20 protein-coding genes and 1 tRNA gene are annotated in these 22,641 nt (G+C 73.0%); 12 read left to right on the top strand and 9 right to left on the bottom strand.

Annotated features, from left to right (window positions below):
* Positions 1-22: 22 nt before the first annotated feature.
* Positions 23-1,006: an aldo/keto reductase gene (locus AC5WRT_RS16150; protein WP_496094703.1), complete on the top strand. Its 984-nt coding sequence runs from the start codon at positions 23-25 to the stop codon at positions 1,004-1,006.
* Positions 1,003-3,324 carry a helix-hairpin-helix domain-containing protein gene (locus tag AC5WRT_RS16145; RefSeq protein ID WP_496100343.1) on the top strand — a complete coding sequence of 774 codons (2,322 nt, stop codon included), beginning with the start codon at positions 1,003-1,005 and terminating at the stop codon, positions 3,322-3,324. Before AC5WRT_RS16150 ends, AC5WRT_RS16145 begins: the two co-directional genes overlap by 4 nt.
* Positions 3,325-3,432: 108 nt before the next feature.
* Here AC5WRT_RS16145 and AC5WRT_RS16140 read toward each other — a convergent pair whose 3' ends face one another.
* Positions 3,433-4,122: a hypothetical protein gene (locus AC5WRT_RS16140; protein WP_496100342.1), complete on the bottom strand. Its 690-nt coding sequence runs from the start codon at positions 4,120-4,122 to the stop codon at positions 3,433-3,435.
* Between the two features lie 47 nt (positions 4,123-4,169).
* Here AC5WRT_RS16140 and AC5WRT_RS16135 point away from each other — a divergent pair, with 47 nt between their 5' ends.
* Positions 4,170-4,358 (top strand): DUF5703 family protein, encoded by a 189-nt coding sequence (locus AC5WRT_RS16135; RefSeq protein ID WP_043407302.1) that lies wholly within the window; start codon positions 4,170-4,172, stop codon positions 4,356-4,358.
* Positions 4,359-4,429: 71 nt separating this feature from the next.
* Here AC5WRT_RS16135 and AC5WRT_RS16130 read toward each other — a convergent pair whose 3' ends face one another.
* From AC5WRT_RS16130 to AC5WRT_RS16120, 3 genes are all read right to left on the bottom strand, one after another.
* Positions 4,430-5,170 (bottom strand): chaplin, encoded by a 741-nt coding sequence (locus AC5WRT_RS16130; protein ID WP_496100341.1) that lies wholly within the window; start codon positions 5,168-5,170, stop codon positions 4,430-4,432.
* Positions 5,171-5,343: 173 nt separating this feature from the next.
* Positions 5,344-5,577, bottom strand: a complete 234-nt coding sequence (chpH, locus tag AC5WRT_RS16125) for a chaplin ChpH (RefSeq protein ID WP_351804149.1) — start codon at positions 5,575-5,577, stop codon at positions 5,344-5,346.
* 177 nt (positions 5,578-5,754) lie between these two features.
* The gene (locus AC5WRT_RS16120; protein WP_496094699.1) at positions 5,755-7,080 is read right to left on the bottom strand and encodes a M20/M25/M40 family metallo-hydrolase; all 1,326 of its coding nucleotides are present in this window, start codon (positions 7,078-7,080) and stop codon (positions 5,755-5,757) included.
* A 213-nt stretch (positions 7,081-7,293) separates the two neighbouring features.
* On the opposite strand from AC5WRT_RS16120, the gene AC5WRT_RS16115 reads away from it, so the two are divergent.
* The 4 genes from AC5WRT_RS16115 to polX all read left to right on the top strand — a co-directional run bounded on the left by AC5WRT_RS16115 (position 7,294) and on the right by polX (position 14,696).
* Positions 7,294-7,381 (top strand) — tRNA-Leu (locus AC5WRT_RS16115).
* A gap of 266 nt (positions 7,382-7,647) precedes the next feature.
* A complete protein-coding gene (locus AC5WRT_RS16110) occupies positions 7,648-11,508 on the top strand; it encodes a Pls/PosA family non-ribosomal peptide synthetase (RefSeq protein WP_496094698.1) in 3,861 nt (1,286 codons plus the stop codon).
* 74 nt (positions 11,509-11,582) lie between these two features.
* A complete protein-coding gene (locus AC5WRT_RS16105; RefSeq protein ID WP_496094697.1) occupies positions 11,583-12,920 on the top strand; it encodes a M1 family metallopeptidase in 1,338 nt (445 codons plus the stop codon).
* Between the two features lie 54 nt (positions 12,921-12,974).
* The gene (polX, locus tag AC5WRT_RS16100; protein ID WP_496100340.1) at positions 12,975-14,696 is read left to right on the top strand and encodes a DNA polymerase/3'-5' exonuclease PolX; all 1,722 of its coding nucleotides are present in this window, start codon (positions 12,975-12,977) and stop codon (positions 14,694-14,696) included.
* A gap of 6 nt (positions 14,697-14,702) precedes the next feature.
* Here the strand turns inward: polX and AC5WRT_RS16095 are convergent, their stop codons facing one another.
* Positions 14,703-15,017, bottom strand: coding sequence for a dsRBD fold-containing protein (locus tag AC5WRT_RS16095; RefSeq protein WP_496100339.1), 315 nt, complete (start codon positions 15,015-15,017; stop codon positions 14,703-14,705).
* A gap of 89 nt (positions 15,018-15,106) precedes the next feature.
* On the opposite strand from AC5WRT_RS16095, the gene AC5WRT_RS16090 reads away from it, so the two are divergent.
* A complete protein-coding gene (locus AC5WRT_RS16090) occupies positions 15,107-15,481 on the top strand; it encodes a YchJ family protein (protein ID WP_496094694.1) in 375 nt (124 codons plus the stop codon).
* Positions 15,482-15,495: 14 nt separating this feature from the next.
* Here the strand turns inward: AC5WRT_RS16090 and AC5WRT_RS16085 are convergent, their stop codons facing one another.
* The gene (locus AC5WRT_RS16085) at positions 15,496-16,197 is read right to left on the bottom strand and encodes a FadR/GntR family transcriptional regulator (RefSeq protein WP_496094693.1); all 702 of its coding nucleotides are present in this window, start codon (positions 16,195-16,197) and stop codon (positions 15,496-15,498) included.
* Positions 16,198-16,338: 141 nt separating this feature from the next.
* On the opposite strand from AC5WRT_RS16085, the gene AC5WRT_RS16080 reads away from it, so the two are divergent.
* Genes AC5WRT_RS16080 through AC5WRT_RS16065 form a run of 4 tightly spaced genes read left to right on the top strand, consistent with a single transcriptional unit; the run spans position 16,339 to position 20,113 of the window.
* Positions 16,339-16,857 carry a gluconokinase gene (locus AC5WRT_RS16080; protein WP_496094692.1) on the top strand — a complete coding sequence of 173 codons (519 nt, stop codon included), beginning with the start codon at positions 16,339-16,341 and terminating at the stop codon, positions 16,855-16,857.
* Between the two features lie 46 nt (positions 16,858-16,903).
* Positions 16,904-18,301 (top strand): GntT/GntP/DsdX family permease, encoded by a 1,398-nt coding sequence (locus AC5WRT_RS16075; protein WP_496094691.1) that lies wholly within the window; start codon positions 16,904-16,906, stop codon positions 18,299-18,301.
* A gap of 10 nt (positions 18,302-18,311) precedes the next feature.
* On the top strand, positions 18,312-19,073 hold the full coding sequence (locus tag AC5WRT_RS16070) for an SDR family oxidoreductase (protein ID WP_496094690.1): 762 nt from the start codon (positions 18,312-18,314) through the stop codon (positions 19,071-19,073).
* Positions 19,074-19,087: 14 nt separating this feature from the next.
* On the top strand, positions 19,088-20,113 hold the full coding sequence (locus tag AC5WRT_RS16065) for an L-idonate 5-dehydrogenase (protein WP_496094689.1): 1,026 nt from the start codon (positions 19,088-19,090) through the stop codon (positions 20,111-20,113).
* Here AC5WRT_RS16065 and AC5WRT_RS16060 read toward each other — a convergent pair.
* The 3 genes from AC5WRT_RS16060 to AC5WRT_RS16050 form a co-directional block, all read right to left on the bottom strand.
* Positions 20,110-20,736, bottom strand: a complete 627-nt coding sequence (locus tag AC5WRT_RS16060; RefSeq protein ID WP_496094688.1) for a cytochrome b/b6 domain-containing protein — start codon at positions 20,734-20,736, stop codon at positions 20,110-20,112. The two genes, AC5WRT_RS16065 and AC5WRT_RS16060, sit on opposite strands and share 4 nt — an antisense overlap.
* Complete coding sequence (locus AC5WRT_RS16055) at positions 20,720-21,448, bottom strand: molybdopterin-dependent oxidoreductase (protein WP_496094687.1); 729 nt, start codon at positions 21,446-21,448, stop codon at positions 20,720-20,722. The genes AC5WRT_RS16060 and AC5WRT_RS16055 overlap by 17 nt, the downstream gene beginning before the upstream one ends.
* Before the next feature lie 101 nt (positions 21,449-21,549).
* The gene (locus tag AC5WRT_RS16050) at positions 21,550-22,527 is read right to left on the bottom strand and encodes a hypothetical protein (protein WP_496094686.1); all 978 of its coding nucleotides are present in this window, start codon (positions 22,525-22,527) and stop codon (positions 21,550-21,552) included.
* Positions 22,528-22,641: the final 114 nt, after the last annotated feature.

Raw genomic sequence — 22,641 nt, 5'->3', positions numbered from 1 at the left:
TCTGGCCAGTAATCTCGCCCGCATGGAGCAGAGGCATCTCGGCCGTACCGGCCTGCGTGTGTCCCGGATCGGACTCGGCACCCTCACCTGGGGCCGGGACACCGACGAGCACGACGCCGCGGACACGCTGAAGGCGTTCTGGGAGGCCGGTGGAACCCTCGTCGACACGGCGGACGTGTACGGCGACGGAGAGGCGGAGTACCTGCTCGGGCGGCTGATGGACGGCCTGGTGCCGCGCCGGGACCTGGTGATCTCCACCAAGGCGGGCAGCGTGCCCGACCCCGAGCGCCGCTTCGACGGCTCCCGCGGCCATCTGCTCGCGGCGCTCGACGCCTCCCTGGCCCGCCTGGGCACGGAGTACGTCGACCTGTGGCACATCCACGCCTACGACCCCGAGACCCCGCTGGAGGAGACCCTCCAGGCGCTGGACATAGCGGTCGGCAGCGGCCGCGCCCGGTACGCGGGCGTCTCCAACTTCTGCGGCTGGCAGCTCGCCAAGGCCGCCACCTGGCAGCTCGCGGCGCCGGGCATGCGCACCCGGCTGGCCAGCACGCAGATGGAGTACTCCCTCCTGCAGCGGGGCGTGGAGCGCGAAGTGCTGCCCGCCGCGCTGGATCTCGGTGTCGGTCTGCTGCCCTCCTCGCCGCTCGGCCGGGGCGTGCTGACCGGCAAGTACCGGCACGCCACGCCGCCGGACTCGCGTGGCGCGTCCGAGCACCTCGCGCCGTTCGTCGAGCCGTACCTGGACGACACGGCGAGCCGCATCGTGGACGCGGTGACGACGGCCGCCGACGGCCTCGCCGTCACCGCGCTGCAGGTGGCCCTCGCCTGGGTCCGGGACCGGCCCGGCGTGGCCGCGCCGATCGTCGGCGCGCGCAACGCACAGCAGCTCACGGCGGCATTGTCAGTGGAGGCCCTTAGTCTTCCTGACGAGATCTGCCGGGCGCTGGACGATGTGTCGGCGCCCGTGCACCGCTATCCCGATCACGACTGGAGCACGCTGTGAGCACGGAGCCGGAGACCACGGGGGAAGCCGGGCCGGGGACGCCGGACGTTCCCGTGACCGCCGAGCGGAAGGCGGCCCCCGGCAGGAGCCGTGCCGAGAACGGCGCCGGTACGGCAGAGAGGGCCGCGCAGGAGTCGTCCGCGGAGACCGACGACGGGGCCGGCGCCGAGGACGAGGGCGCGTCGAGCGCGCACGGAGCCGACAGCGGTTCCGGCACCGCGGACGGCGAGGACGACGCGGCCGAGTTGTCCGAGGCCGAGGCCGAGTTGGCGGCGCAGCGGGTCGAGCGGGAGCGGATCGAGCGGCGCAGGGCCGAGAAGAAGGGCCCGATCGAGAGCGGCGCGAAGCTCAGTGGTAAGGCGGCCGACCTGCTCGCGGCGGTCCGCGCGGTGGAGAGCGGCGAGAAGCCGGTGGCCACGGTGTTCGCCGAGCCCGCGCCGGCACCGCGCCGCCCGGCCGCCGAGCCGGTGCGCCGGCCGCAGCCCGTCCCCGCCTCCGTCCCGGCCGCCGCGCCCGCACCACAGTCCGTCGAGGCCGTCCGCCGGGTGCTGGCCGAGGGCGGCGCGCCCGAGGCCCTCGCCCCTCAGGTGGCCGCGGCGCTCGGCGAGGGAGCCGACGCCGAGCTTCGCGAGGACCCCTGGCAGCTGCTGCGGGTCGGCGGTGTACGGCCCGACCGGGCCGACGGCTTCGCGCGGACCCTGCTCGGCGCCGCCTGCGGCCCGGACGACGCGCGGCGGGGCCGCGCGATCACCGTCTGGCTGCTGGAGCAGGCGGCCCTGGCCGGGCACACCGCGCTGGAACTGCCCACGCTCACCGCGGCCCTGGCCCGGCAGGGCGTGCCGGACCCCGACGCGGCTGTGCGGGACACGCTCGCGGAGGGCGAGGCCCTGGCGTTCCAGGACGCACTGGAGGAGCCGTCGACCGCCGCGCCGCGGGCGGCCGGTGACGAGGGTGAGGAGGAGCGGCCGGTCCGGGTCCTCGTCGGCCCGGAGCGGTACGCGCTGGCCGAGGAGAGCCTCGCCGACGGCCTGGCCCGGCTGCTCAACTCGCCGTCCAAGCAGAGCGAGCAGGCCTGGGAGTCGGCCGCCGGTGCCCTCTCCGACGGGGCCGCCGAGCTGGCCCGTGCGGTCGCCGAACACGGCCTGGCGCTGCACACCGGCGGGGAGGCGGCCCGCGCCGAACCGGCCGCGCTGGTCGGTGCCGCGCGTGCCGCGGGCCTGCGCGCCTTCGCCGCCTGCCACACCCTCGACGGCCGCCACCGCCTCGCCGCCGTCCTCTCGGGCACGGACCCGGCCCGGCGCGACCCGGGCCCGGTCGTCGGCGCCGCCCCCGAGGATCACGGGCACCCCTCCCCCGGCGAAGAGCACGGCGTCTGTACGGTCGCGGGGCTGTTGGCCGGTGCCGAGGGGCCGGGGCGGGACGCGGAGGGTGCGCTGGACCTCGATCTGCTGGTCGTGCTGGACTCGCCGCAGCTCGACGTGGAGAGCGCGGCCATGCTGGTGGAGTTGCTGCCCGACGGGGCCCGACTGGTGCTCAGCGGCGACCCGGCGCTGCTGTGGTCGGCAGGACCGGGGCGGGTCTTCGCCGACCTGCTCGCCGCCCACGTGTGCCCGCAGATCGCCTCGCGCGTCCCCGACCCGGGCCCGATCGGCGAGCTGGTCTCCGGCATCGGCGTCGGCGAGCTGAACCAGGTCGCCGCTCCGGGCAAGGAGATCGTCATCGTCCCGGTGCGGGACGCGGGTGAGGCCGTGCACCGGACGGTCCAGCTGGTCGCGGACTCGGTGCCGCGGGCGATCGGCGTCCCGGCCGACCAGACCGTGGTGATCACCCCGGGCCACGGGGGCGCCGCGGGCACCCGCGCCCTCAACTCCGCGCTGAAGGAACGCCTCAACCCCGGCCCCGGCCGCTTCGGCGGCTTCGACCCCGGCGACCGGATCGCCTACTCCCCCGCCCCGGGCCGTACGCTGCCGGGCGTGGTGGTGAGGGCCGGCGCGGACGGGCTGCACCTGTCGTGCGCGGGCGCTGCGGTGGTCGTACCGCGCGAGCGGGTGGAGGGTGCCGTACGGCACGGCTGGGCGCTGACCGCGCACCAGGCGGCGGGTGCGCGCTGGCCGGCGGCGGTCGTGGTGCTGCCCGGTGACGCGGCGCAGGCGCTCAGCAGGCCCTGGATCTACACGGCCTTCGGCCGGGCGGAGCGGCATCTGTCCGTGGTGCACGGCGTGGAGCAGGCCCTGCAGCAGGCCGTGGTGGAGACCCCGGCCAAGCCCCGTACGACCCGGCTGCGGACGCTGCTGCGCACCCAGGTACCGGCGAGCTGATCTTCCCTGAGCCGCGATGCCGTCCGCGGCCGCGCCCGTGATCAGCAGGGACGCCGGGCATCGGCGGTGCCGTACCGGCCTGTGGCCGCACGGCACCGCCGACCGCCCTCATCGCCCGGCACCCTCGACCTCGTCGGCCTCTTCCTCGTCCTCGACGAACTCGAGATCGTCCTCCTCGTCGGACTCGTCCTCGTCGTCGAACACCGCGCTGACATCGAACCGGCACACCACTCCCTGCGGGTCGATGTGCTCGAACGGCGCCTCCAGCCACTCCCCCGGCTCGGTGGCCTCCTCCGCCGCGGTGACCCAGAGCGTGGAGTCGCCTTCCTCCAGACCGAACTCCTTGTGCCGCGAGGCGATCTCATCGGGTTCGAACTCGCCGAACAGGACGCCGAGCGCTCCCGGAACCGTCCCGGCGGCGTCCTCGGACAGTCCGCCCGCGGACTCGTACTCCGCCGCCTCCACCCGCTGCGCCTGCGCCAGCAGCCGCTGCGGTTCCACCACGGCGTAGTCGCGGCGGATCAGCACACTGATGGCGTGCGGTTCCTCCGGACCGGCGTACGGCGGCAGCTCCTCCGCACCGGGGATCTCGAAGGGCGTGACCTCGTCGTAGCGGTCGTAGAGCAGCTCGTCGTACACCTCGGCGGCCGCGGCCAGCTGGTTGAACGCCTCCAGCACGGCCGGGTCGTCCTCCCCCGACCTGCGTTCGACCGCGGCCAGATGACGGTCGAGCGCGGTCTTGATCGCCTCCGCGGCGGCGCGTACCTCGGCAGCGGTGGGCTGCGCAGCATCAGACATAGTGCAGACGCTATCCGTACCGGGCCCCAGCCCGCACAATAGATGCGATGCCGGAATACGAATTTGTCGACGTGTACGTGCCTCGCGGGGTGTCCCGCAAGGAGGCCACGCGTCTGCTGACGGACCATGCCGAGTACGGACACTGGGAGTTGGACCGACTGAGCCTGCTGCGGGACGGCAGCCGCAAGGTGCGGTTGCGTCGGCGGATCATCCGCCAGGTGCGGGCCACGTGGTGAGGTCGGCCATGTGAACGGAAGCGGGGCCCCACCGTGCCGGCGGGGCCCCGCTTCCGTTTTCGGCGTGCCCGCTACGCCATGGCCCGGGCCTTGCGGTAGAGCATCGCGCCCGCGAGGAGCGCGCCCGCGCCGACGGGCAGCGCGAGGCCCAGCGGCACATCGCTGCCGGTGTGTGCGAGCTGGGCGCCGGTCATGGACTGGGCGGAGCGCCCGCCCGCCTGGCTGACCTGGGTCGACCCGTGGGGTCCGCCGGGCGGGGTCGCCGGGCTTCCCGGATGGATCGGTCGGCCCGGCTGGTGCGGGGTGTGGGGATGGCCCGGATGACCGGGGTGCCCCGGATGGCCGGGCTGTCCGGGCTGGCCGGGCTGGCCGGGCTGTCCGGGCGGGTTGCCGCCGCCGCGGCTTCCGTTGCCGCAGTCGTCGCCCGTGGCGGCGTTGCCGGCTCCGACGACGTTCACGGTGTTGCCGCAGACGTTCACCGGGGCGTCGATCGGCACCTGCACGGTGTTGCCGGAGCCCACACCGGGCGAGCCCGAGGCCCGGCCGCCCGCGTGCGAGCCGCCGGACCCGCCGTGATCGGCGCAGGTGTTGCCCACGGACGGGTTGAGCAGCCCGACGACGTTCACGGTGTTGCCGCAGACGTTCACCGGCACATGCACCGGCGCCTGCACCGTGTTGCCGGACAGTACGCCGGGTGAGCCGGCGGCGATGCCGGACGCGCCCGCGTCGGCGTGGGCGTAGCCGCTCGCGGCGGCGATCACACCGGTCGCGGCGGCCATGGTCATCAGGCCCTTTCGGGTGGCCTGTCGCATGCTGAGTTCCCCCTGCCTTCGTTTCCTGATGAGCGACCGGTCCGGAAGGAATCCGGAAGAAAGGGACCGGTCGAAAAGGCCGGTCGGCCTCGGGGCGCATGGCGCGCGCTCCGAGGCCGACGGCTCGTCAAGGACGCTCCCTCGGGCCGGACGGCCCCCTCAGGGAGCCGGCGTCAGTGGTTGACGCAGGTGTTGCCGAAGGCGGGGTTCAGGAGCCCGATCACGTTGACCGTGTTGCCGCAGACGTTCACCGGCACGTGCACGGGCACCTGGATGACGTTGCCGGACACGACGCCCGGGGAGTGCACGGCGGCACCCTGGGCACCGGAGTCGGCGACGGCGAGGCCCGCGCCCGCGAGAACCAGCCCACCGGTGGCAGCCGCAGCAGCGACGACCTTCTTGATCATTGTTCCTCCTTGTTGGCAATGCGATCCCAAGGTGCGGGATCGCATCACCTGTAACGAAGAAGGAGTAATGGAGCTACGAGCGTATGGTCGCATTCACCCTTCTCAGTCGCTCTCGTACGGCTGGCCGAATTCCGCCAGGTCGCAGCCTCACGAGAGTCCCGGCTCGGCGCAGTGGTCTCACGACGCGTCGATGAACCGGTCGAGGACTCGCACGCCGAACCGCAGCCCGTCCACCGGCACCCGCTCGTCGACCCCGTGGAACATGCCGGCGAAGTCCAGCTCCGGCGGCAGCTTCAGAGGGGCGAAGCCGAAGCCGCGGATGCCGAGGTCGTCGAAGGACTTGGCGTCGGTGCCGCCGGAGAGCATGTAGGGGATCGCCTTGGCGGTGGGGTCCTCGGCGAGCAGCGCGGACTGCATGGCCTCCACCAGCGCCCCGTCGAAGCCCGTCTCGACGGCCTTGTCGGCGTGCACGTCCTCGCGGCGGACGTTCGGCCCGAGCAACCGGTCGAGGTCGGCGAGGAACTCCTCCTCGTGGCCGGGCAGGAAGCGGCCGTCGATGTGGGCGGTGGCCTCGCCGGGGATGACGTTGACCTTGTAACCGGCGTTCAGCTGGGTCGGGTTGGCGGTGTTGCTCAGGGTGGCGCCGATCAGCTTGGCGATGCCGCCGAGCTTGGCCAGGGTGGACTCCATGTTCTCCGGGTCCAGCTCGGTGCCGAGCGCGTCGCCCAGCTCGTCGAGGAACGCCCGGGTGGTCTTGGTGACCCGCACCGGGAACGTGTGACGGCCGACCCGGGCGACGGCCTCGGACAGCTCGGTGATGGCGTTGTCCCGGTGGATCATCGAGCCGTGCCCGGCGGTGCCGGCCACGGTCAGCTTCATCCAGTGCATGCCCTTCTCGGCCGTCTGGATCAGATAGAGCCGGCGCTGCTCGTTCACGGTGAACGAGAAGCCACCGACCTCGCTGATCGCCTCGGTGACGCCCTCGAACAGCTCGGGGTGGTGGTCGACCAGGTGGCGGGCGCCGTAGGTGCCGCCGGCCTCCTCGTCCGCGAGGAAGGCGACGACGACGTCCCGCGGGGGCCGCCGCCCGCTGCGCAGCCGGTCACGTACGACCGCGAGCGTCATGGCGTCCATGTCCTTCATGTCGACGGCCCCGCGCCCCCACACGCAGCCGTCGGCGATCTCCCCGGAGAACGGGTCGTGGGTCCAGTCGACGGCGTTGGCCGGTACCACGTCCAGGTGTCCGTGGATGAGCAGCGCGGGCCGGGACGGGTCCTCCCCCTCGATGCGGGCCACCGTCGAGGCGCGTCCCGGGTGGGACTCGAAGATCTCCGGTTCCAGACCGACCTCGGCGAGCTTCTCGGCGACCCACTCGGCGGCCTGCCGCTCGCCGGGGCCCGAGTGGTCCCCGTAGTTGCTCGTGTCGAACCGGATCAGCTCGCGGCAGAGGTCCACGACCTCGTCCTCGCCGGTGACGTTCCTGGTCGTGTCCGTCTCGCTCACGTGCTTCCTCCCGCGCTGTCGCTGCTGGTGGTCGTCCACATCCTCCCTCCGTCCCGCCCGCGGCCCAAGACCGGTGTCCGCCCGTCACACGCCGTTCACGCACGGACGGCTCCGGAGGCGGGGTGATCAGCCACCTGCGAAAGCCTGGTAATGTTTCCTCCGTCGCCGCGAGGGAAACCCCGCCGAAAGGGTCCCGAGCACGACAGACACCTTGTCCGGGTGGCGGAATGGCAGACGCGCTAGCTTGAGGTGCTAGTGCCCTTTATCGGGCGTGGGGGTTCAAGTCCCCCCTCGGACACCAGACCAGTGAGGGCCCCTGCTCGGCAGGGGCCCTTCGCTTTGTCCGCGCACCGGCCGGTACGAGGCCCAACGGCCCCCATGTGTCCGGCCCTTGACGGTGTGTGGGGCATGTCTCGTCCGTCGCGAAGGTCGGCAGGTCAGCGGTCCGGCTCAGGCTCCGGGCGGTCACCCGGACGGCCCTCCCGGGCGGCTGCGCAAGGGAGCGGAGCCTAGCGTCGTACTAATATTTCCGGCTTGTCACCCGGCCGGACCCGACGTGAGGACCCGATGGCAGCCATAGACGAGAGCAGCGCTCTCGGCCTGCTCGACGAAGAGATCCACACGGAGTTCGGCGACCGGGCGCGCTTCTCCGCGGGCCCCGCCGCGCGGCCGCGCACGCTGGTCGACGTCTTCGAGGCGACCGTGCGCTCCCATCCGGAGGAGCCGGCGCTGGACGACGGCACGACGTGCCTGACCTACCGCGCGCTTGCCGGCGAGGTGGAGCGGCTGCGGCGGCAACTGGCCGGGGCGGGGGTCGGGCTCGGGGACCGGGTCGGGGTGCGCGTTCCGTCGGGGACGAACGAGCTGTACGTCGCGATCCTCGCTGTGCTCGCCGCCGGTGCCGCCTATGTGCCCGTGGACGCCGAGGACCCGGACGAGCGGGCCGAGCTGGTGTTCGGGGAGGCGGAGGTGCGGGCCGTCGTCGGGGCCGGGCACGCCATCGCCGTCCGGGGTGCCTCCGGTTCCCCCGCGGCGCGGCCCGGCGCCGGGCACGACGCATGGATCATCTTCACCTCCGGATCCACCGGCAGGCCCAAGGGGGTCGCCGTCACGCACCGCAGCGCCGCCGCGTTCGTGGACGCCGAGGCGGCGCTCTTCCTCACGGAGGAGCCGATCGGGCCCGGCGACCGGGTCATGGCAGGGCTCTCCGTGGCCTTCGACGCGTCCTGCGAGGAGATGTGGCTGGCCTGGCGGTACGGGGCCTGTCTGGTGCCGGTGCCCCGCTCGCAGGTCAGGAGCGGTGCCGATCTGGGGCCCTGGCTGGTGGAGCAGGAGATCACGGTGGTGTCCACCGTGCCGACGCTGGCCGCGCTGTGGGAGCCCGAGGCCCTCGACGACGTGCGTCTGCTGATCTTCGGCGGCGAGGCGTGCCCGCCGGAGCTGGCGCGGCGGCTGGTCACCGAGGGGCGCGAGGTGTGGAACACCTACGGGCCGACCGAGACGACCGTCGTGGCCTGCGCGGCGCTGCTGACCGGGGAGGAGCCGGTCCGGATCGGGCGGCCCCTCGCCGGGTGGGAGCTGGCGGTCGTCGACGAGGCCGGTGACCCGGTGCCCATGGGCGGCAGTGGGCAGCTCGTGATCGGTGGCGTCGGCCTCGCGCGGTATCTCGACGCCGAGAAGGACGCGGAGAAGTACGCGGCGCTACGGTCGCTGGACTGGGAGCGCGCGTACCGCAGCGGTGACCTGGTCAGAGCCGAGCCGGAGGGGCTGGTCTTCCTGGGCCGGGCCGACGAGCAGATCAAACTCGGCGGGCGGCGGATCGAGCTGGGCGAGGTGGACGCGGCGCTGCAGGCGCTGCCCGACGTGGCGGGGGCCGCGGCCGCCGTGCGTACCGCCCGCGGCGGCAACCAGCTCCTCGTCGGATACGTGGTCACCCAGGACGGCTGGAACCGTACGGCGGCCCTCGAGAGGCTGCGGGCCGCACTGCCGGCCGCGCTGGTTCCGCTGCTCGCGCCCGTCGCCGAGCTGCCGACCCGCACGTCCGGCAAGGTGGACCGGAACGCCCTGCCCTGGCCGCTGGAGGGCGTCGAGACCCCGAAGGCGGACCTGTACGGCACCGAGGCGTGGCTCGCCGAGCAGTGGACGCAGGTGCTGGGCGTCCCGGTGGCCGACGCCCACGACGACTTCTTCGCGATCGGCGGTGGCAGCCTGGCCGCCGCCCAGCTCACCACCCGGCTGCGCACCCGCTACCCGGGAGCCGCCGTCCTCGACGTCTACCAGCGGCCCACCCTGCGCAAACTGGCCCGGCGGCTGGAGGCCTCGGCCCAGGACGACGGCGGGGCGCGCGCGATCGCGCCGGTCCCGGTCCGCGCCCAGGCCGTCCAGCTCCTGCTGCTGGTCCCGCTGGTCACCCTGCTCGGACTGCGCTGGACGCTGGTCCTGGCCGCGGCGGGGAACCTGCTGCCGGACTACCGCTGGCTGCCGACCGCCCCCTGGTGGCTCCTCGCGGCCGGCGCGCTGCTGTTCTTCACCCCGCCCGGCCGGATCGCGCTCGCGGCGGGCGGAGCCCGGCTGCTGCTGCGGGGAGTGACGCCCGGGCGGTATCCGCGCGGCGGGGGTGTGCATCTGCGGCTGTGGACCGCCGAGCGGCTCGCCGAGTTCATCGGGGCCACGGCGCTCACCGGGTCCTGGCTGGAGCGGTACGCGCGGGCGCTGGGCGCCAAGGTCGCGCCCGAGGTGGATCTGCACTCGCTGCCGCCGGTCACCGGCATGCTCAAGCTGGGCCGGGGTGCGGCGGTGGAGTCCGAGGTCGATCTGTCCGGGTACTGGCTGGACGGCGACCGGCTGGTGATCGGTCCGGTCAAGGTGGGGGCGCACGCCGTCGTCGGGACGCGCAGCGTGCTGTTCCCGGGCGCCCGCGTCGGCAAGCGGGCCGAGGTGGCGCCCGGTTCGGCGGTGAGCGGGCAGATCCCGACCGGTCAGCGGTGGGCGGGGGCGCCCGCGGTCAAACTCGGCAAGGCCAAGCGCCACTGGCCGAAGGAGCGGCCGCGGCGGGGCAGGTGCTGGCGGGTGCTGTACGGCGTCACCGGGCTGGCGTTGAGCTGCCTGCCGCTGCTCGCGGGCGCGGCGGCACTGGTGGTCGCCCGGGTCTTCGTGGAGCCGGGCGGCTCGCTCGGCGGAGCCCTGCGCGGGGCCACGCTCGGACTGGTCCCGGCCACGCTCGCCTACGGGCTGGCGTACGCGCTGGTGATCCTGGCCGCCGTGCGCCTGCTCGGCCTGGGGCTGCGCGAGGGGACGTATCCGACGCACGGCCGGGTCGGCTGGCAGGCGTGGACCGTGACGCAGCTGATGGACCGCTCGCGCGAGACGCTGTTCCCGCTGTACGCGGGGCTGGTCACGCCGGTGTGGCTGCGGCTGCTCGGGATGCGGGTCGGACGCCGTGCCGAGGTGTCGACCGTGCTGGCGCTGCCGAGCCTGACCACGGTCGGCGACGGGGCGTTCCTGGCCGACGACACGCTGACAGCGCCGTACGAACTGGGCGGCGGCTGGATGCGGATCGGGCGCGCGGAGATCGGGCGGCGGGCCTTCCTCGGGAACTCCGGGATGACCGCGCCGGGCCGCAGCGTGCCGGACGGCGGTCTGGTGGGCGTGCTGTCGGCGGCTCCGAAGAAGGCGAAGAAGGGCACCTCGTATCTGGGGCTGCCGCCGGTGAAGCTGCCGCGCAGCGCGGCCGGCGGGGATCGCAGCCGTACGTACGAGCCGCCCGTGCGGCTGCTGTGGGCGCGAGGCCTGGTGGAGCTGTGCCGGATCGTGCCGGTGCTGTGCTCGGCGGCGCTGGCCGCGGCGACGGTGGCGGCGGTGTGTGCGCTGGGCGTGTGGGCGTGGGCACTGTCGGGCGCGGTGCTGCTCGGGGCGGGGACGGTCGCGGCGGTCGTCTCCGTCGTGGCGAAGTGGCTGCTGGTGGGGCGGCACCGGGCCGGGGAGCATCCGCTGTGGAGCGCGTTCGTGTGGCGCAACGAACTGGCGGACACGTTCGTCGAGGTGCTGGCGGTGCCGTGGCTGGCCGGGGCCGTGCCGGGGACGCCGGTGCTGACCGCGTGGTTGCGCGCACTCGGCGCGCGCGTCGGCCGGGGCGTGTGGGTGGAGAGCTACTGGCTGCCGGAGACGGACCTGGTGACCCTGGAGGACGGCGCCACGGTCAATCGCGGCTGTGTGCTGCAGACGCACCTCTTCCACGACCGGATCTTGCGGACGGATACTGTGGTCCTCCGTGAGGGCGCCACGCTGGGCCCTGGCGGGATCGTGCTGCCCGGCAGCACGGTCGGGGCCCGTACGACCCTGGGGCCCGCGTCGCTCGTCATGGCCGCGGAGTCCGTTCCGGACGACACCCGCTGGCTCGGCAATCCGATCGAGGCATGGCGTCCCTGAGCGCGGGCCGCGCGGGGCCGGCCGGCGAGGCACCGGCACCCAGGGGTGGCACAGCGCAGGGAGCGGACACAGCAGTGGCAGTTCAGCAGTCGGCCGGTCCGGACCCGTACTTCCCGGACAACGGTGATCCCCGGTACCGGGTGCACCGCTACGAGCTCGCGCTGGACTACCGTCCGGGCCCGAACCGGCTGTCCGGAACGGCGCGGATCAACGCCATCGCCGGCCCGGCGCCGCTCGGCGAATTCGTGCTCGACCTGGCCGACTTCAGGATCGGCAGGGTGCGGGTGGACGGCCGGCAGCCGCGCTTCACGCATCGCGGCGGACGACTGCGGATCCGCCCGGCCAAGCCCGTCCGGGCCGGCGCCGCGTTCACCGTGGAGGTCCAGTGGTCCGGCAACCCCGAGCCGGTGATCAGCCCGTGGGGCGGGCTCGGCTGGGAGGAGCTGGCGGACGGGGCGCTGGTGGCGAGCCAGCCGGTCGGGGCGCCGTCCTGGTACCCGTGCAACGACCGGCCCGCCGACAAGGCGTCCTATCTGATCTCGGTCACGACGCCGTCGGCGTACGCCGTGGTCTCGGGCGGACGCCTGCTGACCCGTACGGCGAAGGCCTCCACGACGACCTGGGTGTACGAGCAGTCCGCGCCCACGTCCAGCTATCTGGTCGGCCTGGTGATCGGCAGGTTGCAGACGGTGCTGCTGGGTGACCCGGGACCGGGCGGTGTGCCGCAGCACGGGCACATCCCGGCGCGGCTGCTGCCCGCCTTCTCCCGGGACTTCGCGCGGCAGCCGGCGATGATGGAGCTGTTCCAGGAGCTGTTCGGGCCGTACCCGTTCGACAGTTACGCGGTCGCGGTCACCGAGGAGGAGCTCGATGTGCCGGTCGAGGCACAGGGGCTGTCGCTGTTCGGCTCCAACCACGTGGACGGCGCCCGGGGTTCGGAGCGGTTGGTGGCGCACGAGCTGGCGCACCAGTGGTTCGGCAACTGCGTGACCATCGCCGACTGGCGGCACATCTGGCTGAACGAGGGCTTCGCCAAGTACGCGGAATGGCTGTGGTCCGAGCGCTCCGGCGGACGCACCTCCCAGCAACTGGCCGCCGCCGCCCACCGGTTGCTGGCCACGCTGCCTCAGGACCTGAGGCTGGCCGACCCGGGCCGCAAGGCGATGTTCGACGACCGCCTCTACGAGCGCGGCGGCCTGACCCTGCACGCGGTGCGCTGCGCGCTGGGTGACGAGGCGTTCTTCCGTATGCTGCGCGGCTGGGTGCGGCTGCGCCGGCACGGGTCGGTGACGACGGCGGCGTTCACCGAGCACGCGGCCCGGTACGCCGACGAGTCGCTGGAGGGGTTGTTCCAGGAGTGGGTGTACGGGGCGAGGCTGCCGCCGCTGCCGATGCCGCGGACCGCCGCTTAGGGGTGCGCGGTGCACGTTTTCCGGTCCGGGCGGAGGTTTTTCTAGACTTGAGGGGTGGCCCGGCCCAATGACGAGGTCGAGGCGCTCCTGCGGGAGTACGCGGACCTCATCGCGATCACGGGAGGCGACGCCTTCAAGGCGCGCGCCTACGAGAAGGCGGCGCGTGCCATCGGCGGGTATCCGGCCGACATCTCCAAGCTCGACGAGGACGGGCTGAGGGAGATCCCGAACGTGGGGAAGTCGATCGCCGACAAGGTGACCGAGTACCTGCGCACCGGGAAGATGGCTGTGGTCGAGGAGCGCCGGGCGGAGATCCCCGCCGGGGTGCGGGAGCTGATCACGATCCCCACCCTGGGCCCGAAGAAGGCCCTGCGGCTCTACGAGGACCTGCACATCTCGTCGGTGAACGAGCTGGCCGCGGCGGTCGAGGCGGACGCGCTGGCCGATTTGAAGGGCTTCGGCGAGAAGACGCAGGAGAACATCCGGCACGGCATCGAGCTGCTGCAGCAGGCGGGCGCCCGGGTGCCGCTGTCGCTGGCCCTGGACACCGCGGAGGAGATCGTCGCGGAGCTGTCCGAGGTGACCGGGTGCAGGCGCTGCGCGTACGCCGGCTCGCTGCGCCGGATGCGGGAGACCGTGGGGGATCTGGATCTCCTGGTCGCGGCTGAGCGGTCGGATCCGTTCATGGTCGCGCTGTGCGAGCTGCCGGCCACCGCGGAAGTGATCGCGCGAGGCTCGAAGAAGACCTCGGTCCGCACGGCCAAGGGGCTCCAGGTCGATCTGCGGGTGGTGCCGCCGCAGTCCTGGGGTGCCGCGCTGCAGTACTTCACGGGGTCGAAGGCGCACAACATCCGTACTCGCACCATCGCCGTGCACCAGGGGCTGAAGCTGTCCGAGTACGGCCTGTTCGACGTGCAGAGCAAGGAATCGCTGGCCTCGCGGACCGAGGAGGAGGTGTACGCCCGGCTCGGGCTGCCGTGGATCACACCGGCGCTGCGGGAGGACCGCGGGGAGATCGAGGCGGCCCTGAAGGGGGAGCTGCCCGACGTGGTGACGGAGAAGGACATCCGCGGTGACCTGCACACCCACACCGATCTGACCGATGGCCTGGCCTCGCTGGAGGAGATGGTGGCGGCGGCCGCCGAGCGCGGATACGCGTACTACGCGGTCACGGACCACGCGCCGAACCTGTACATGCAGCGCATGACCGACGAGAAGATCCTCGCCCAGCGGGAGCAGGTGCGAAAGCTGGACGGCGCGTACCACAGGATGCGGCTGCTGCACGGCACGGAGCTGAACATCGACCCGGACGGCGGGGTGGACTGGCCGGACGACTTCCTGGCCGGCTTCGACCTGTGCGTGGCCTCGCTGCACTCGCACTTCGACCTGGGCAGGAAGGCGATGACCCGGCGGCTGGTGCGGGCCTGCGAGCATCCGTGCGTGAACATCATCGGGCACCCGACGACCCGGCTGATCGGGAAGCGGCCCGGGGTCGACGCCGACTGGGACGAGGTGTTCGCGGCCTGCGCGCGCACCGGCACCGCGCTGGAGGTCAACGCCCAGCCGGACCGCCTGGACCTGCGCGACGAGGACATCCTGCGCGCGAGGGAGCACGGGGTGCGGTTCGCCGTGAACACCGACGCGCACTCCGTCCCCCACCTCGCGCAGCTGCGCTACGGCGTCGGCACCGCGCAGCGCGGCTGGCTCACCAAGGACGACGTGATCAACACCTGGCCGCCGACGAGGTTGCGCCGGTTCCTGCGCAAGGGCGGATGAGGAGCGTTACTCGCGGTCGAGCCACAGCGGCGACAGGTCCTCCTCGGTGTCGCCCGCTCCGACCGCCCTGATGTCACCGTCGGCGGCGCGCAGCAGCCTGCGGCCCATGGCGATCAGGGCGCGTCCGGCGGCGAGTTCGTCGCCTATCTCCGGCACATTCGGGTCGTACGGGTTCCGGCGGGCCTCCGCGTGGCTCTCCAGTACGTTGTCGCCGGTGTCCAGGACGATCCGGGCGGTGGTCTCCGGATCGTGCTCGGAGAGGTACAGGCTCAGCCGCCATTCCTTGACGGCCTGAGGACGGCTCATCGCGGGTCGGGTCATCGTCGTCCGCCTCCCTGGGCTGCACTGCCCTTCCACTGTGCACCCGGCCCGGGGCGGACGCCTCCGCTGGTGCGGGCAGAATGAGGCGCATGACCTCGCGTACCTGCCCCTGCGGACTCCCCCAGCCCTACGACGCCTGCTGCGGTCGGTTCCACACCGGGGCCGCGAGCGCGCCGACCGCCGAGTCGCTGATGCGCTCGCGGTACAGCGCGTTCGTCAAGGGGGACGCCGGGTATCTGCTGCGCACCTGGCATCCGCTGACCCGCCCGGAGCGGCTGGAGCTCGATCTGCGGACGCGGTGGACGGGGCTGGAGATCCTGGACACCACCGACGGGTCGGCCTTCCACGGCACGGGTACGGTGACCTTCCGTGCCTCCTACCGGGGCGGCTCGCTGCACGAGCGGAGCCGGTTCGAGCGGGTCGACGGGGCCTGGGCGTACCTGGACGGGGAATTCCTCGACTGAGGTGAACAGAACAACTAGGGCGCCAGGATGTCCAGTTCCTGGAGGGCACCCACGGTGATCTCCCTGGTCAGCTCTTCGGCGCGGGTCGCGTCGCCCGCGCGGACGGCCTCCGCCACCTGAACGTGCAGGGTGACCGCGGCCGGGTCCGGGTCCTCGAACATCACCTCGTGATGGGTGCGGCCGGCCAGGACCTCCGCGACGACGTCGCCGAGCCGGGCGAACATCTCGTTGCCCGAGGCGTTGAGGATGACCCGGTGGAAGGCGATGTCGTGGACCAGGTACTCCTCCAGCTTGTGGCCGCGTGAGTTGGCCACCATGCCGAGCGCGCACTCGGTGAGTTCGGCGCACTGCTCGGCCGTGGCGTGCTTGGCGGTGAGGCCGGCCGCGACCGGTTCGACCGCGCAGCGCAGCACGGTCAGCGAGCGCAGTTGGTGCGGGCGGTCGGCGCCCGCCAGACGCCAGCGGATGACCTGCGGGTCGTAGACGTTCCACTCGGACTTCGGGCGGACGGTGACACCCACGCGGCGGCGGGACTCCACCAGGTGCATGGATTCGAGCACCCGGACCGCCTCGCGCATCACGGAGCGCGACACCTCGAAGTGCTGTGCCAGTTCGTCGGTGCGCAGCACGCTGCCCGGCGGGTACTCGCCCGCGGTGATCGCGGGGCCGAGGGTGTCCAGTACACGGCCGTGCAGCCCCCGGCCCGGTGTGGTCATGCACTCAGCGTACGGCGTGGATCACCGACTGAAAAAGTCAGACTTATATGTCACAGACTCTTGAATTCGTCGTACCTAATGGGTTTCAGTGTGGCGACGCCGCCGTGGCGTCGGGTGTCGAGGAAGACAGCGAGGCAGTACATGCGAACCCCCCAGGTCGTCGTCGTGATGGGCGTCGCGGGGACGGGCAAGACCACGATCGGTCCCCTGCTCGCCGCGCGGCTGGGCGTCCCGTACGCCGAGGGCGACGACTTCCACCCGCAGGCCAACATCGACAAGATGTCGGCCGGGATCCCGCTCGACGACAGCGACCGGTGGCCCTGGCTGGACGCCATCGGCCAGTGGGCGCACGGGCGGGCGGGACTGGGCGGGGTGGTCAGCAGTTCGGCGTTGAAGCGGTCGTACCGCGACCGGCTCAGGGCCGTCGCCCCCGGAGTGGTGTTCGTGCACCTCACCGGCGACCGGAAGCTGATCGAGGAGCGCATGACGCAGCGGCAGGGACACTTCATGCCCACCGCGCTGCTGGATTCCCAGTTCGCCACGCTGGAGCCCCTGGGCCCGGACGAGGCGGGAGTCGCCGTGGACGTCGACGGCAGCCCCCAGGAGATCACCGAGCGTGCCGTGAAGGCGCTCGAGGCGCTTCCCGACACCACCGCGTAACACTCACCCCCGTCCCCCCGTCCCCCCGTAACCGCAAGGAACCCCCGTGACCAGACTCAGCGTCGAGATGCTGGCAGCGGACGCGCCTCCGCCGATCACCTCCGCCGGACACGCCCAGCTGGGCATCGCCGTCCTGGTGGGCATCGCCGTGATCGTCCTGCTCATCACCAAGTTCAAGCTCCATGCCTTCCTGGCGCTGACCTTCGGGTCGCTGGCGCTCGGGGCGGTCGCCGGAGCGCCGCTCGACAAGGCCATCACCAGCTTCACCACCGGACTCGGCTCCACGGTGGCGGGCGTGGGCGTCCTGATCGCGCTCGGGGCGATCCTGGGCAAGCTCCTCGCCGACTCCGGCGGCGCCGACCAGATCGTGGACACGATCCTCGCCAGAGCCGGCGGGCGGGCGATGCCGTGGGCGATGGTGCTGATCGCCTCCGTGATCGGCCTGCCGCTGTTCTTCGAGGTCGGGATCGTGCTGCTGATCCCGGTCGTGCTCATGGTCGCCAAGCGCGGCAACTACTCCCTGATGCGCATCGGCATCCCGGCGCTCGCCGGTCTGTCCGTGATGCACGGTCTGATCCCACCGCACCCCGGCCCGCTGGTCGCGATCGACGCGCTGAAGGCCAACCTGGGTGTGACGCTGGCGCTCGGCATCCTGGTCGCCATACCGTCGGTGATCATCGCCGGTCCGCTCTTCTCGAAGGTCGCGGCCCGCTGGGTGGACGTCCAGGCCCCCGACCGGATGCTGCCGCAGCGCCCCTCGGAGGAGCTCCAGGGCCGTCCCGGCTTCGGCGCGACCCTGTCGACGGTGCTGCTGCCCGTGGTGCTGATGCTGCTCAAGGCACTGGTGGACATCGTCGTCGACGACCCGGCGAACCACACCCAGCGTGTCTTCGACGTCATCGGCTCCCCGCTGATCGCCCTGCTCGCCGCCGTGATCGTCGGCTTCTTCACGCTGGGCCGGCCCGCAGGGTTCGGCAAGGAACGGCTGCAGCAGACCGTCGAGAAGGGCCTGATGCCGATCGCCGGCATCCTGCTGATCGTCGGCGCGGGCGGCGGCTTCAAGCAGACGCTGATCGACTCCGGCGTGGGCCAGATGATCCTGGACGTCTCCAAGCACTGGTCCATCCCGGCTGTGCTGCTGGCCTGGCTGATCGCGGTGGTGATCCGGCTGGCGACCGGCTCGGCGACAGTGGCGACCGTGTCCGCGGCCGGCCTGATCGCGCCGCTCGCGGCCGGCACGTCGACCACCCACACCGCCCTCCTCGTCCTGGCGATCGGCGCCGGCTCGCTCTTCTTCAGCTTCGTCAACGACGCCGGCTTCTGGCTCGTGAAGGAGTACTTCGGGCTGAGCGTCGGGCAGACCGTGAAGACCTGGTCGATCATGGAGACCATCCTCTCGGTGGTCGCCGGCGGTCTGGTCCTGGTCCTGTCACTGATCCTTTAGGGGTACGGGGATGAGTCACCCGCTCTTCGACATCGGCGGCCGTACGGCCCTGGTCACCGGGTCGAGCCGGGGCATCGGCCTCGCGCTGGCCCGGGGCCTGGCCGAGGCCGGCTGCACGGTGGTCCTCAACGGGCGCGACCCCGGCCGGCTGGCCGAGGCCGCCGCCGGCTTGCCCGGGGACCGGATCCGCACGGCCGTGTTCGACGTGACCGACGGGCCGTCCGTGGCCGCCGGGATCGCGGACGTCGAGGAGCGGGTGGGCCCGCTCGACATCCTCGTCAACAACGCGGGCATGCAACTGCGCGCGCCCCTGCTGGAGTTCACCGACGCCGACTGGCACCGGATCCTCGACACCAACCTCACCGGCGCGTTCCTCGTCGGCCGTGAGACCGCCCGGCGGATGACGGAACGCGGCCACGGCAAGATCGTCAACATCTGCTCGCTGCAGAGCGAGGTGGTCCGGCCCGGTATCGCGCCGTACGCGGCGACCAAGGGCGCGCTGAAGATGCTGACCAAGGGCATGTGCGCGGACTGGGGGCCGTACGGCGTGCAGGTCAACGGCCTCGGGCCCGGTTACATCGAGACCGAGCTGACCCGGCCGCTCGTGGAGGACGAGGAGTTCGGTGCCTGGGTCCGCCGGCGCACCCCGGCCGGACGCTGGGGCCGCACCGAGGACCTGGTGGGCGGCCTGCTCTTCCTCGCCTCGCCGGCATCGGACTTCGTGAGCGGCCAGGTCCTGTACGTCGACGGCGGCATGACGAGCGTCCTGTGAAGGGGGCGGCGCACGTGCTGGGTTGTGTGATCCACGGCGCGGGCGACCTGCGCGTGGCCGAGCTGCCGGTGCCCGCACCCGGGCCCGACGAGGCCCTGGTCGCCGTCCGCTACGGCGGTGTCTGCGGCTCCGATCTGCACTACTGGCGGCACGGCGGGGTCGGGGACTTCCGGCTCCGGGAGCCGATGCTGCTCGGGCACGAGGTGGTGGGCACGGTGGTGTCCTACGGTGCCGGGGCCACCGGTCCCGCGCCGGGTACGCCGGTCGCCGTGCACCCCGCCACCCCGTGCGGGCGCTGCCCGGAGTGCACCGGCGGGCGGGCGAACGTGTGCCGGGACACCCGGTATCTGGGCAGCGCGGCCCGCTTTCCGCATGTCCAGGGCGGATTCGCCGAGCGGATCGCCGTACCGGCCGGGCAGGTGCGGGCGCTGCCGGACGGACTCGGGCTGCGCCGGGCCGCGCTCGCCGAGCCGCTGTCGGTGGCGCTGCACGCGGTGCGGCGGGCCGGCGACGTGTCCGGCCGTCATGTGCTGGTCACCGGCGCAGGGCCGATCGGGTGCCTGGTGGTCGCGGCGGCGAAGGCGGCCGGCGCGGCACGGGTGACCGTGACCGACCCGGTGCCAGAGGCGCTGCAGTACGCCGCCGTCGCCGGGGCCGACACGTTGGTACGGGCCGACGATCCGGGTGCCACCGGGTGGCCCGAGGAGGTGGACGTCGCCGTCGAGGCGTCGGGGGCCGCGGCCGGGCTGGACACGTGTCTGCGGCTGGTGCGGCGCGCAGGTGTGGTCGTGCAGCTCGGGATGCTGCCGCCGGGGCAGTCGCCGTTCGCCGGAAATCTGCTGGTGAGCCGCGAGATCGACCTGCGCGGTGCGTTCCGGTTCGGCACCGGGTTCGACGACGCGCTGGAACTGCTGGCCGCGCGCGGGGAGTTCGACGGGCTGGTCAGCGCGGTGTTCCCGGTCCGTGCGGCCGGGGAGGCATTCGCGACGGCCGCGGACCGGAGCCGGTCCTGCAAGGTGCTGCTGGAGTTCGGTGACTAAGGCCGCCACAAAGGGTGTTCCCGCTTCGCCCAGTCCGCGCTCACCCGTCCCGTGCGCAGGCCCCGTCTCGCTTCCGGGTCGCCCAGGGCCATGCCGACATGGCCGGCCAGGACCACGCCGATGGTCAGGGCGAGCCAGTCGTGGACGAAGGTCGCCGAGGTGCGCCACATCAGCGGGGCGAGGTGGGTGAACCACATCAGCAGGCCGGTGCCGAGCATGACCAGGGTGGCGCCGGCGATCCACGCGGCGTAGATCTTCTGGCCGGCGTTGAACTTGCCCGCCGGACGCGAGGAGCGGCGCTTGTCGCGGGCCAGCACGGCACGCAGCCAGACCTTGTCGTGCGGGCCGAAACGGTTGAGGAAGCGCAGGTCGGTGCGGAAGGCGCGGGAGGCGAGGCCCAGCAGCACCGGGACGGGCAGGGCGAGTCCGGCGCACTCGTGGATGCGGACGACCAGTTCCCGGCGGCCCACCATGACCGCCAGTTGGGGGATGTAGAGGACGGCCGCGGTGACCACGCAGACGCCCATCAGCACGGCCGTGATGCGGTGGACCCAGCGTTCGGCCCGGCTGAAGCGGCGGATGCGGGCGCCGGGCGGTGCCGGGGTGTCAGCTCGTAGGCTCATCGGTGCGTCCGTTCGACCGGCCGACCCAGGCGTCGACGTCGTAGCCGAGGTTCTCCCAGTAGCCGGGCTGGACGTGGTCGGTGACCGTGATCCCGGAGAGCCACTTGGCCGACTTGTAGAAGTACATGGGGGCGACGTAGAGGCGGACCGGGCCGCCGTGGTCGTGGGAGATGTCCTTGTCCTGCATGCGCAGGGCGACCAGGACGTCCGGGCGGCGGCCCTGGTCGAGGGTGAGGCTCTCGGTGTAGGTGCCGTCGAAGCACGTGAAGTGGATCGCCTTCGCAGTGGGACGGACCCCGGCCGCGTCCAGCAGGTCGGAGAGGCGTACGCCTTCGAAGGGGGTCCCGGGGACCCTCCAGCCGGTGACGCACTGGACGTCCTTGACCAGCCGGGTCTGCGGCAGGGCGCGCAGATCGGCCAGGGTGTAGGTGTGCGGCCGGTCGACCAGACCGCCGACCTTCAGGTGGTAGTCGGCTGCGTCCAGGCGCGGCACCGAGGCGGCGACGGAGTAGTAGCGGAAGCCACCGCCGTTGGGCAGCAGGCCGGTCAGGCCCGTCGGGTCCTTGCCCGCGACGGAGCCGAGGAAGCCCTCCAGGCCGCGTTGCAGCGTGGGCGCGGCGACGACGCCGAGCGCGCCCAGGCCGAGTGTGCCGAGAAAGACGCGACGGCCGACGGGCCTGCCGTCCTGTTCCTCGGATCGTTCGGGGTTCACGTTCTCATTCGAGCACTCGGGGCTGTGGGGAGCCAGGGACCGGGGTCGGTGGTCAGACTTCTGTAATCACTTCTTACGTACGGGGCGCGGCGGCGTGCCGTTCAGTGTCCGAGCGCGCGGGCGCGGGCCGTGTGGAAGGCCGTCCGAGGGTCGCGGTGGGCATAGGACCAGGGCGCCCGGGTGGCGTGCCGGCCGATGCGCTGGAAGAGGGCGGCGGCCTCGGCGTGGCGGCCGGCGCAGGACAGGGCGAAGGCCAGGTGGTTGAGGTCGATGTGGCGGCGGGGGTGTTCGTCGTGCTCCCACTCCAGCCACCAGTCGAAGCAGGTGCGCAGGATGCGGCGGGCCCGGGGGCCGGACCAGTGGCCGGAGGCGGCGGGGTCGGCAGGGGCCGGACCGGTGGCGGCGAGGACCCGGTAGCGCTCGGCGTAGGCGACGAGGGGCAGGACGGCGAGCGGGGAGTCGGCCGGGGCCTGGGCGGCGGCCAGCTCGGCGCGGTCGTACACCTCGTGGGCCTCGGGTGCCCTGCCGCCGGAGGGGCGTTCGGACAGGCGGGCGAGGAGCAGATGGTGGGCGTGGTGGTGCTCGGGGTGGCGGCGGCGCAGCTCGGCGAAGGCGGCGAGCACCTCGCGCTCCGGCCCCAGGGTCCGGGCCAACCGGAGTAAGCCCAGCCAGGGGGTGGGGTCGGCGGGGGCGAGCGCGGCGGCGTCGGCGCAGGCCTCTCGGGCCCGGTCGGGGTCCTCCTTCCCGCACAGGGCGCGCCGGACCAGGGCGAGGGCGTAGAGGGCGGCGGCGTCGGCGGAGCCGGGCTCGGCGTGCAGCCAGTCGCGGGCCCAGGCCACGGCGTACGGTTCCCGGGCGAGCACGGTCAGGCGGTGGCCGCGGCGGTCCCAGTCGTCGCCGGTGTGCCGCAGCAGGGAGCGGGCGGCCTGGCGCCGGCCCTGGGTCAACGCGGCGCGGGCGGTGCGCAGCTCGGCGTCGTCGAGGGCGTGGTCGAAGGCGCCGGAACCGTCCGGGGCGGTGTCGCCGAAGTGGTCCGTGAGGGCCCGGCGGGTGCCGAGCAGGGAGGGGAGTGGGGGCACCGCGGAACTTCCTGTTTCTCGGGCTGCCATCGACCGATCACGCACAGCAAACCCGCAGCCAAGGTGTGCGTCAAGCCGAACAGGCTGATGGCAACTTCAACCAGCGCTGTCCAC

It is taken from the genome of Streptomyces sp. NTD91, from assembly GCF_059510455.1.
This window is presented reverse-complemented; position numbering and strand designations above follow the sequence as displayed.

Bases quoted from the DNA above. Each gene is read 5' to 3' on its own strand.
- AC5WRT_RS16080 (WP_496094692.1), top strand. From the start codon at position 16,339: ATGCGAACCCCCCAGGTCGTCGTCGTGATGGGCGTCGCGGGGACGGGC.
- AC5WRT_RS16060 (WP_496094688.1), bottom strand. From the start codon at position 20,736: ATGAGCCTACGAGCTGACACCCCGGCACCGCCCGGCGCCCGCATCCGC.
- AC5WRT_RS16135 (WP_043407302.1), top strand. From the start codon at position 4,170: ATGCCGGAATACGAATTTGTCGACGTGTACGTGCCTCGCGGGGTGTCC.
- AC5WRT_RS16070 (WP_496094690.1), top strand. From the start codon at position 18,312: ATGAGTCACCCGCTCTTCGACATCGGCGGCCGTACGGCCCTGGTCACC.
- AC5WRT_RS16110 (WP_496094698.1), top strand. From the start codon at position 7,648: ATGGCAGCCATAGACGAGAGCAGCGCTCTCGGCCTGCTCGACGAAGAG.
- AC5WRT_RS16140 (WP_496100342.1), bottom strand. From the start codon at position 4,122: ATGTCTGATGCTGCGCAGCCCACCGCTGCCGAGGTACGCGCCGCCGCG.
- AC5WRT_RS16130 (WP_496100341.1), bottom strand. From the start codon at position 5,170: ATGCGACAGGCCACCCGAAAGGGCCTGATGACCATGGCCGCCGCGACC.
- AC5WRT_RS16090 (WP_496094694.1), top strand. From the start codon at position 15,107: ATGACCTCGCGTACCTGCCCCTGCGGACTCCCCCAGCCCTACGACGCC.
- AC5WRT_RS16150 (WP_496094703.1), top strand. From the start codon at position 23: ATGGAGCAGAGGCATCTCGGCCGTACCGGCCTGCGTGTGTCCCGGATC.
- chpH (WP_351804149.1), bottom strand. From the start codon at position 5,577: ATGATCAAGAAGGTCGTCGCTGCTGCGGCTGCCACCGGTGGGCTGGTT.
- AC5WRT_RS16085 (WP_496094693.1), bottom strand. From the start codon at position 16,197: ATGACCACACCGGGCCGGGGGCTGCACGGCCGTGTACTGGACACCCTC.
- AC5WRT_RS16095 (WP_496100339.1), bottom strand. From the start codon at position 15,017: ATGACCCGACCCGCGATGAGCCGTCCTCAGGCCGTCAAGGAATGGCGG.